The sequence below is a fragment of the uncultured Sphingomonas sp. genome (assembly GCF_964021865.1).
Classification (GTDB): domain Bacteria; phylum Pseudomonadota; class Alphaproteobacteria; order Sphingomonadales; family Sphingomonadaceae; genus Sphingomonas.
Genome location: NZ_CAXIAM010000045.1, coordinates 17,434 through 27,571 on the forward strand (window position 1 = coordinate 17,434; position 10,138 = coordinate 27,571).

Sequence of the window (10,138 nt, forward strand, 5' to 3'; positions counted from 1 at the left end):
CCACCCGTCATTGCGAGCGGAGCGAAGCAATCCAGGGGCTTCTGATCCGGCTCTGGACTGCTTCGCTCCGCTCGCAATAACGATCGATTGGCCAGACCGCTGTCAGGCAGCCGCGCGCCGCCGACGATCGCGGCGGAGCGCGGCGCCCACCGTGGCGAAGCCCAGCACCAGCATCGCCCAGGTTGCCGGTTCCGGCACGGCGGTCAGGCCGAAACCGAACTTGCCGTTGATGTCCGCAAACAGCGCCTGATGAATCGCGGCGGTCGGGTGGATGCCGTCGAACGAGAAATAGCCGGTGCACGCCGGAAGAGCCGCCGCGCCCTGGCAGGTGGTCAGGGGCTTCTTGTCTTGGGGAAGGATCAGCGGATCCGGCAGGTTGAAGGCGCTCGGGTTGGCCTGCACGCGCTGGAAGAAATCGAGATAGCTGTAGCGCATCAACCGCGTGTCGGTCGCCAGGTTGAGCTTGGCCAGTTCCTGCGCCAGATCGATCTCGGCCTTGATCGAATAGGCGAGCGGCGTGCCCTCCGTTGCGACTGGAAAGCCGGTCAGCAGGATGTTGCGCGCGCCGAGCTTGTTGAGCGCGTCAACGGCCGCTGCATAATTCTGTGCCGCCGCCAGCAGGAAGGCGTCGGGATCGGACACCCCGGCCTCCATACCCTTCACCGCCGCGAAAACATCGTTCCCCCCGAAATTCAGGACGTACAGGCCGTTGGGATCGACCTTCCCGCCCTTGGCCAGCGCGGCCTTGTAGAGGGCAACCTGCTCCAGCGCGTCCGGCACCGGGGTGGTGGCGGTCGCACGCGCGCCGCCATAGGCGTAGTTCGTCCCGCCGTTCAGCGAGGCTACGGTCGGCGTGCCGTACATCGCCAGGCTCAGCAGGTCGGTATAATCATACCCGTTGGTGAACCGGCCGTCGACATAGCCCAGCGCCGGATCGGCGCCGAGGCCGAGCTTGCGGATATTGCCCGCGTCGACAAGGCTGTCGCCGAATACCGTCAGCGAAGAAAACGGCGGCACATTCGTCTGCGCCGCTGCCGGAGCCGCTACCGTCATCGCCGCCGCGCATAGCAGCGTCGCCACCCGTCCGATCATGCCATCCTCCCATTTATCTTTGTAAACGAGAGGTAAACGTGGACGTAAGCGGTAGGCAATGGGCCGCGCGGCACGGGCATTGTCATTGCGAGCGTAGCAAAGCAATCCCGGGCGTCTTGATCCGGCCCTGGATTGCTTCGCTACGCTCGCCATGACGGAAGAGCTTTAAACCAGCCGGCTCTGCTTCACCGCCGCCGCGATGAAGCTGGCGAACAGCGGGTGCGGCTCGAACGGCCGGCTTTTCAGTTCCGGGTGGAACTGCACGCCGACGAACCACGGATGGTCGGGGCGCTCGACAATCTCGGGCAGCGTGCCGTCCGGCGACATGCCGGAGAACACCAGCCCGCCCTTTTCCAGCGCCTCGCGATAGGCGGTGTTCACCTCATAGCGGTGGCGATGGCGCTCGCTGATCGAGTCGCTGCCGTAGATCGAGCCGACCACGCTGTTGCCGGCCAGCGACGCCGGATAGGCACCGAGCCGCATCGTGCCGCCCAGATCGCCGTTCTCGGCGCGCTTCTCCAGCCCGCGCTCGCCCATCCATTCGGTGATGAGCCCGACGACCGGCTCTTCGGTCGGACCGAATTCGGTCGACGAGGCGGCGGTGATCCCGGCGAGATCGCGCGCGCCCTCGACGCACGCCATCTGCATGCCGAAGCATATCCCGAAATAGGGCACGTTATGCTCGCGCGCGAAGCGGACCGAGGCGATCTTGCCCTCCGCACCGCGCGACCCGAACGCGCCGGGGACGAGGATGGCGTGACACGGCTCGAGATGCGCGGCGATCTCGCCGTCATCGTCGCCCTCGAACAATTCGGCGTCGATCCAGCGGATGTTGACCTTGACGCGGTTGGCGATCCCGCCGTGGACCAGCGCCTCGTTGAGCGACTTGTAGGCGTCCTGCAGCCCGACATATTTGCCGACGACGCCGACCGTCACCTCGCCCTCGGGATGCATCAGCCGTGCGACGATGTCTTCCCAGCGGCCGAGGTCGGGAGCGGACGACGGGGTGATGCCGAAGGCACGCAGCACTTCCGAGTCGAGCCCTTCGCCGTGATACTGGAGCGGCACCGCGTAGATGCTCTTGGCGTCCAGCGCCGGAATGACCGCGCTTTCGGGCACGTTGCAGAACAAGGCAATCTTGGCGCGCTCCGACTCGGGAAGCGGCTGTTCGCAGCGACAGACGATCACGTCGGGCTGCACGCCCAGCGCCGCGATCTCCCGCACCGAATGCTGCGTCGGCTTGGTCTTCAGCTCGCCGGCCGCGGCGATATAGGGCACCAGCGTGACGTGGATGCTGATCGCATTGCCGCGCCCGACCTCGTTCTTGAGCTGGCGGATCGCCTCGATGAACGGCAGCGACTCGATATCGCCGACCGTGCCGCCGATCTCGCACAGCACGAAATCGAGGTCGTCGGTTTCGGCGCGCGCGAACGCCTTGATCGCGTCGGTGACGTGCGGGATCACCTGCACCGTCGCGCCGAGATAGTCGCCGCGCCGCTCGCGCTCGATGATCGTCTTGTAGATGCGTCCCGACGTCACATTGTCGGACTGGCGCGCGGAGACGCCGGTGAAGCGCTCGTAATGGCCGAGGTCGAGATCGGTTTCCGCGCCGTCGTCGGTCACGTACACCTCACCGTGTTGATACGGACTCATCGTGCCCGGATCGACGTTGAGATACGGATCGAACTTGCGGATACGGACGCGATAGCCGCGTGCCTGCAGCAACGCCGCGAGGCTCGCCGCCATGAGACCCTTGCCGAGCGAGGAAACCACGCCGCCGGTGATGAATATGTACCGCGCCATGGGACGCAACCCCTAACCTTCAAATGCGCAAAAGGGCAAGCGCGCGGGAGGCCCGCACGCGACGAAACGACGCTACGATCGCGATCAGCGGGCCAGCGGCACGCCGTTGTCGGCCGAGGCCGGGGCGACGGCATTGTCCGCGGTCGCGGGCGCCGGCTGCGCCGCGACCGGCGGCTGGGCCTGCGTCTGGGCGGCCGGCGCGCGCCGCTGAAGCGAGGTGTCGACCGACACCGCCCCGCGGCTCGCCGCCAGGAATGCCAGCGTGATGCTCATCAGGATGAACAGCCCGGCGAGCACCGAGGTGGCGCGCGTCAGGAAATCGGCCGCACCGCGCGCCGACATCAGCCCCGACGGGCTGCCTGACGAGGTAAGGCCGCCGCCTTCCGACCGCTGCATCAGGATCACGGTGACGAGCGCCGCCGCGATAATGGCCTGGAGGACGATCAGGAAGGTGAACATGGGCTGGGCGCGATTCCGAAGCGAGAATGGGCCGGCGGTCCGCCGTGCGGCGGCCCCGGATCACCGGCCACATAGGGGAGCGGCGCGCCGGGATCAACCGCACCGCCCGGCCCCCGCGGGACAAGGGTCGTGCCAAATTCATGACATAGCTGAAACCAGCGGTGAAAGCGGGCGTTAATCCGCCGACAAGTCCGGGATGATCCGGCCTTCTTTCGATGCGGGACGAGGACGTGGCAACATTGGCTCAACCCGAACTGAGTTCGTGGATGAATGCGCTGGTCGATTACGTGCGCTCGGGCGAGCCCGATCTCACCAATCGCCAGATGGCGCTATTACTCGTGGTCTACCTGCGCCCGGGCCCACACACCGTGCGCGGGCTGGCGCGCATATTGAACGTATCGAAGCCGGTCGTGACGCGCGCCTTGAATCGCTTGGGTGCGCTGGGCTATCTGCGCCGCCAACGCGACGACAGCGACAAACGCAACATCTTCGTCGCCCGCACGACCGAAGGGGCAGATTTTCTTGAAGAGTTCGGCCAGTTCATCGGCGAAGGGGACGCCGCCCCTGCCGCCGTCCGCGCCCACGGCTCCGGGGATGCGGCCCGAGCGTAACGGATTCGCGCTCACCGGACGGTCGCGGGCGCTCGATCCGCGCACGCATGCCGTGCGCCCTGACATCGCCGACGTTCGCCTCGCCGACCGCGTCTTCGCGCCGCATTATGCCGCCCCGCTCCGCCGTACCCTGCTTCGCGAGGCAGTGTTGCGGGAAACGCGCGATCGAACGGCCGCGCCGCTCGCCACGCTGCCGGCGGGAGCTGCGTTCGACTTGCTCGACCTGACCGGCGGGGTCGCCTGGGGGATTGCTGTGGAAAACGGAACGGTCGGCTACCTCGACGCCAACGCGGTGCAGCCGCAGTGACGGCGAAGGTCTTTATCGACGGTGCGGTCGGCACCACCGGGCTTGAGATCCGCGAGCGGCTCGAATCGCGGCGCGACATCACGCTGATCACGCTGGACGAGGCGCGCCGCAAGGACGAGGCCGCGCGGCGCGAGGCCATCAACGACGCCGATTATGTCGTGCTGTGCCTGCCCGACGATGCGGCGCGCGAAGCGGTGGCGATGATCGCCAATGACCGCACGCGTACCGTCGACGCCTCGACCGCGCATCGCACCGCCGATCGCTGGACCTATGGCTTTGCCGAGCTGGAGCCCGATCAGGCCGAACGGATCGCGGGCGCGCGCTTCGTCAGCAATCCCGGCTGCTATCCGACCGGCTTCCTCGCGCTCGTCCGCCCGCTGGTGCGCGCCGGGCTGCTCCACGCCGACGCGCTGCTCAGCGTCAATGCCACCTCGGGCTATTCGGGCGGCGGCAAGGCGATGATCGCCGAGTTCGAGGGCGGCGAGACCAACACGGCATTCCGCCCCTACGCGCTGGGGCTGAACCATAAGCACGCGCCCGAGATGCGCCGCCACGCCGGGCTGACCCATGCGCCGATCTTCCAGCCGGCGGTGGCGCGCGCCTATCGCGGGATGGTGGTGCAGGTGCCGCTGCATCTCGCGCAGCTGACGCGCCGCGCCACGCTGACCGATGTCGCCGAGGTGCTGGCCAGCGCGTATGACGGCAACCGCGTCGTCCGCTTCGCGCACGAGGCGGTGACGACGGTGCGGATCGAGGACGACGCCAATACCGATCGCATGACGCTGCGCGTGACCGGCAACGAGGCCGCCGGGCAGGCGCTGCTGATCGCGACGCTCGACAATCTCGGCAAGGGCGCGGCAGGTGCGGCGGTGCAGAATCTGAACATCATGGCCGGTCTCGATCCCGTCGCCGGCCTGACCCTGTAAGAAGGAGACGCGAGTTGGAGCGCAACCCGGTCGGCAAGCTGCTGTTGTTCGGTGCGACGGGCGACCTCGCCAAGCGCATGCTGTTGCCCTCGCTCTACGGCCTGCACGCCGACGGGTTGCTGCCCGATGGGCTGACGATCACCGGGTCGGCGCGCGGCGACCTGACCGACGACCAGTTCCGCGAGGCGACGCACAAGGCGCTCGACGAGTTCCTGCCGGCCGACCGCAAGGACGAGAGCGCGTTGTCGTCGTTCCTCGCCCGAATCTTCTTCCAGCCGGTCGACCTGTCCGACCCGACGACCTTTCAGGCGCTGGCGGACAAGATCGGCGACGTCTCGGGCGGTCTGGCCATCTATCTGTCGACCGCGCCGTCGCTGTTCGAGCCGGCGGTCAAGGGCTTGCAGAGCGTCGGACTGGCCGGCGAGACGGTGCGGATCGGGCTGGAGAAGCCGCTGGGCTACGATCTCGAGTCGAGCCGCGAGATCAACGACACCGTCGCCTCGGTCTTCCCCGAGGACCGGATCTTCCGCATCGACCATTATCTCGGCAAGGAGACGGTGCAGAATATCCTGACGCTGCGCTTCGGCAATTCGATGTTCGAGCCGATCTGGAACGCGCAAGGGATCGACAACGTCCAGATCACGATCGCCGAGACGGTCGGGCTGGAGGATCGCGCCGGTTATTACGAGGGCGCAGGCGCGCTGCGCGACATGGTCGCCAACCACATGCTGCAGTTGGTCGCGCTGATCGCGATGGAGCCGCCGGCGCTGTACGACGGCACCGCGATCCGCGATGAGAAGGCCAAGGTCTTCCGCTCGATGCGCAAGATCGAGCCGACGGAGGTGCAGCAAAACACCGTGACCGGCCAGTATGAAGAAGGTGCGGTCGGCGGCAAGGTGGTGCGCGGCTATGACGAGGAGCTGGGCTACGACAGCGATGTCGAGACGTTCGTCGCGATCAAGGCGCATATCGACAATTGGCGTTGGCAGGGCGTGCCCTTCTACCTGCGCACCGGCAAGCGCATGGCCAAGCGCCGCAGCGAGATCGCCATCCAGTTCAAGCCCGTGCCGCACTCGATGTTCTCGGGGCGCGGCGGGCTGCTCCAGCCGAACAAGCTTATCATCCGCCTCCAGCCGGAAGAATATGTCCAGTTGCTGGTGATGACCAAGGAGCCGGGGCTCGACCGTGACGGCGTCCGCCTGCGCGAAGTGCCGCTGAACCTCAGCCTCGACGCCGAGTTCGCAGGCAAGCGCCGCCGGATCGCCTATGAGCGCCTGTTGCTCGACCTGATCGAGGGCGACCAGACCTTGTTCGTGCGCCGCGACGAGGTGGAGGCGCAATGGCGCTGGATCGACGCAATCCGCGCCGGCTGGGCCGCGAACCAGACCAAGCCGAAACATTATGCCGCGGGCACCTGGGGCCCGGCCGGCGCGATCGCGCTGACCGAGCGGGACAATGTGACGTGGCAGGACGATTGACCTGAGCACCGTCGCCCCTGCGAAGGCAGGGGCCCATGTCTCTCGCCTCCGGGCGGTATGGCATGAGGAAACAGACATAGGCCCCTGCCTCCGCAGGGGCGACGAGGTAGATGATGACCGAAATCGAATGGTGGGAATATGACGACGCGGCCGAGCTGGCCGATGCCGTCGCGGGCGACATCCAGTTCGTCATCGAAAGCGCGATCGATGCGCGCGGCTCCGCGGTGATCGCGCTGGCGGGCGGCAAGACCCCCCTGCCCGCCTATGAGAAGCTCGCCAAGGCCAAGCTCGACTGGAAGCGCGTGACGATCATTCCGGGCGACGAGCGGATCGTGCCGCTGGGCGACGCGCTGTCGAACGTCACCGCCCTCGGCAAGATTTTCATCCCGAAGGGCGCGCGCGTCATGCCAATCGTCCCCAAGGCGACCGACGACTACAAGGCCGCCGGCCGCTCGGCCGACGCGCTGATGCAGGATTTGCACTGGCCGCTCGATCTCTGCCTGCTTGGCGTCGGCGGCGACGGACATACCGCGTCGATCTTCCCCGGCCCCGATTACGACGAAGCGCTCAACGGCCCGAAGGAACGCCGCGCGATCGGCGTGATGCCCGATCCGCTACCGCCCGAGGCACCGGTCGCGCGCGTCACGCTGACCCGGCAAGGCATCGTCACCGCCCGCGCGCTGATGATCGCGGTGACCGGCGACGCCAAGCGCAAGGTGATCGAGGATGCGATCAAGGAGGGTGCCGGCTCGCCCTATCCGATCGGGCGCGTGCTGGCCGACGCGGAACTACCCGTCGACATCCACTGGGCCGCCTGAACGCACGAATACGTATGCCGATCATCGCCGCGCCCTTGTTCCGAAGGGCGCGGTGACGCAAAGGCTTACCCCTACGGCCCCGCGGGTCGCAGGCGCCGGGAACGAACCCGGCATGACGAGGACGCAAGATCATGAACCCCGCCGTCAGCGCCGTCACCGACCGAATCATCGAGCGTAGCCGCCCGACGCGGCAGGCGTATCTGTCGCTGATCGAACGCGAGCAGCAGGGCTGGATCGGGCGCCCGCGGCTCGGCTGCGCCAACCTCGCGCACGCTTATGCCGGCACGCCCGACGACCGCGAGGCGATGAAGACGCAAGCCCAGGCGATGAACATCGGGCTGGTGACCGCGTATAACGACATGCTGTCCGCCCACGCGGTCTATTATCGCTATCCCGAGCAGATGAAGGTCTGGGCGCGCGAGGCCGGGGCGACCGCGCAGGTCGCCGGCGGCGTGCCCGCGATGTGCGACGGCGTGACGCAGGGCTATGCCGGCATGGAGCTGTCGCTGTTCAGCCGCGACACGATCGCGCTGTCGACCGCGATCGCGCTCAGCCACGGCACGTTCGAGGGTGCGGCGCTGCTCGGTATCTGCGACAAGATCGTGCCGGGGCTGCTGATGGGCGCGCTGCGCTTCGGGCACCTGCCGATGATCCTGATCCCCGGCGGGCCGATGCCCTCGGGGCTGCCCAACAAGGCCAAGGCGGCGGTGCGCGAGCGCTTCGCGACCGGCGATTGCGGGCGCGAGGAGCTGCTGGAGGCGGAGATTGCCGCCTATCACACGCAGGGCACCTGCACCTTCTACGGCACCGCCAACACCAACCAGATGATGATGGAGGTGATGGGCCTCCACATGCCCGGCGCCGCCTTCGTCAATCCGGGCACAAAGCTGCGGCAGGAGCTGACCCGCGCCGCGGTCCACCGGCTGGCGAAGATCGGCGCGCACGGCGACGATTACCGCCCGCTCGGCGAGTGCGTCGATGAAAAGGCGGTGGTCAACGCCGCGGTCGGCCTGCTCGCGACCGGCGGGTCGACCAACCACCTGCTCCACCTGCCCGCGATCGCGCGCGCGGCGGGGATCGTGATCGACTGGGAGGATTTCGACCGGCTGTCGGCGGCGGTGCCGCTGATCGCGCGCGTCTATCCCAACGGGTCGGCGGACGTGAACGGCTTCGAGGCGGCGGGCGGGATGCCCTATGTCATTAAGGAGTTGCTGGCGGGCGGGTATCTTCACCGCGACATCGTGACGGTCGCGGGCGACGATCTGACCGCTTATGCCGCCGCGCCGACGCTCGACGGCGATGCGCTGACCTGGGTCCCCGCGGGCGACAGCCGCGACGAGACGATCCTGCGCCCGGCCGATGCGCCCTTCTCGCCCGATGGCGGGATGCGCATCCTACAGGGCAATATCGGCCGTGCGTGCATCAAGGTCTCGGCGGTCGAGCGCGATCGCTGGATCGTCGAGGCGCCCGCACGCGTCTTCGCCGACCAGCTCGAGGTGCTCGAGGCGTTCAAGAATGGCGAGCTGGAGCAGGACGTCGTCGTCGTCGTCCGCTTTCAGGGGCCGCGCGCCAACGGGATGCCCGAGCTGCACAAGCTCACCCCGCCGCTCGGCGTCCTCCAGAACCGCGGCTTCAAGGTCGCGCTGGTCACCGACGGGCGGATGTCGGGCGCGAGCGGCAAGGTGCCGTGCGCGATCCATTGCTCGCCCGAGGCACTGCCGGGTCTGAACGGGGTCGGCGGCGCGATCGGGCTGATCCGCGACGGCGACCTGATCCGCGTCGATGCCGAGGCGGGCACGCTGGAGGCGCTGGTACCCGCCGACGAGTGGGCGACGCGCGAACAGGCGCCGACGCCGGCCCCGGCCAGCGGCATGGGCCGCGAGCTGTTTGGGATGTTCCGCGGGCTGGCAGACGAGGCCGAAAAGGGCGCGAGCGCGGTGCTGGCGGGCGCGGGTCTTTGATGTTCAAGCCCTCTCCCCTGCGGGGAGAGGGTTGGGAGAGGGGCTGCCACGAGCGGTGTCGCCTGGGCGACCCCCTCACCCCAGCCCTCTCCCCAAGGGGAGAGGGAGTTAGTTTATGCAGGTCGTAGCGGTCGATATCGGGGGCACGCACGCGCGCTTCGCCATCGCGGAGGTCGAGGGCGGGCACGTCGTTTCGCTGGGCGAACCGACCACCCTCAAGACCGCCGAACATGCCAGCCTCCAGACCGCCTATGAGGCGTTCCGCGAGCGGATGGGCGGGACGTTGCCCGACGCGGCGGCGATCGGTGTCGCCTCGCCGATCACCGGCGACGTGATCCGCATGACGAACAACCCGTGGGTAATCCGCCCATCGTTGATCCCCGAGCGACTCGGCGCGTCGACCTGGACGATCATCAACGATTTCGGCGCCATCGGCCATGCGGTCGGGCAGTTGCCCGAGGCGGATTTCGAGCATCTGTGCGGCCCCGACGTGCCGTTGCCGAGCGACGGCGTCACCACGGTGTGCGGCCCCGGCACCGGGCTGGGCGTGGCGCAGGTCTACAAGCAGGACGGCCGCTACCGCGTGCTGCCCACCGAGGGCGGGCATATGGATTACGCCCCGCTGGACGGGATCGAGGATGCGCTGCTCAAGCGGCTGCGCAAGACCTATACCCGCGTGTCGG

The 10,138-nt window shown here is 67.9% G+C and carries 10 protein-coding genes; 7 read left to right on the top strand and 3 right to left on the bottom strand.

The features are described 5' to 3' along the window. Nucleotides 1-102: 102 nt before the first annotated feature. The 3 genes from AADI75_RS12035 to secG form a co-directional block, all read right to left on the bottom strand. Nucleotides 103-1,245 (bottom strand): SGNH/GDSL hydrolase family protein, encoded by a 1,143-nt coding sequence (locus AADI75_RS12035; protein WP_341209260.1) that lies wholly within the window; start codon nucleotides 1,243-1,245, stop codon nucleotides 103-105. 12 nt (nucleotides 1,246-1,257) lie between these two features. Next, nucleotides 1,258-2,895, bottom strand: a complete 1,638-nt coding sequence (locus tag AADI75_RS12040; RefSeq protein WP_341209261.1) for a CTP synthase — start codon at nucleotides 2,893-2,895, stop codon at nucleotides 1,258-1,260. 84 nt (nucleotides 2,896-2,979) lie between these two features. After that, a complete protein-coding gene (gene secG / locus AADI75_RS12045; RefSeq protein ID WP_341209262.1) occupies nucleotides 2,980-3,354 on the bottom strand; it encodes a preprotein translocase subunit SecG in 375 nt (124 codons plus the stop codon). Between the two features lie 266 nt (nucleotides 3,355-3,620). On the opposite strand from secG, the gene AADI75_RS12050 reads away from it, so the two are divergent. From AADI75_RS12050 to AADI75_RS12080, 7 genes are all read left to right on the top strand, one after another. After that, nucleotides 3,621-3,965: a MarR family transcriptional regulator gene (locus AADI75_RS12050; protein ID WP_341209263.1), complete on the top strand. Its 345-nt coding sequence runs from the start codon at nucleotides 3,621-3,623 to the stop codon at nucleotides 3,963-3,965. Beyond that, nucleotides 3,949-4,272 (top strand): SH3 domain-containing protein, encoded by a 324-nt coding sequence (locus AADI75_RS12055; protein ID WP_341209264.1) that lies wholly within the window; start codon nucleotides 3,949-3,951, stop codon nucleotides 4,270-4,272. Before AADI75_RS12050 ends, AADI75_RS12055 begins: the two co-directional genes overlap by 17 nt. Beyond that, on the top strand, nucleotides 4,269-5,198 hold the full coding sequence (gene argC / locus AADI75_RS12060) for an N-acetyl-gamma-glutamyl-phosphate reductase (protein WP_341209265.1): 930 nt from the start codon (nucleotides 4,269-4,271) through the stop codon (nucleotides 5,196-5,198). The genes AADI75_RS12055 and argC overlap by 4 nt, the downstream gene beginning before the upstream one ends. Before the next feature lie 14 nt (nucleotides 5,199-5,212). Further along, nucleotides 5,213-6,676 (top strand): glucose-6-phosphate dehydrogenase, encoded by a 1,464-nt coding sequence (zwf, locus tag AADI75_RS12065; RefSeq protein ID WP_341209266.1) that lies wholly within the window; start codon nucleotides 5,213-5,215, stop codon nucleotides 6,674-6,676. A gap of 113 nt (nucleotides 6,677-6,789) precedes the next feature. Beyond that, complete coding sequence (pgl, locus tag AADI75_RS12070) at nucleotides 6,790-7,494, top strand: 6-phosphogluconolactonase (protein ID WP_028965177.1); 705 nt, start codon at nucleotides 6,790-6,792, stop codon at nucleotides 7,492-7,494. A 131-nt stretch (nucleotides 7,495-7,625) separates the two neighbouring features. Continuing rightward, nucleotides 7,626-9,455: a phosphogluconate dehydratase gene (gene edd, locus AADI75_RS12075; protein ID WP_341209267.1), complete on the top strand. Its 1,830-nt coding sequence runs from the start codon at nucleotides 7,626-7,628 to the stop codon at nucleotides 9,453-9,455. A 115-nt stretch (nucleotides 9,456-9,570) separates the two neighbouring features. Beyond that, nucleotides 9,571-10,138, top strand: a 568-nt coding sequence (locus AADI75_RS12080) for a glucokinase (RefSeq protein ID WP_341209268.1), incomplete at its 3' end; no start/stop codon positions are given.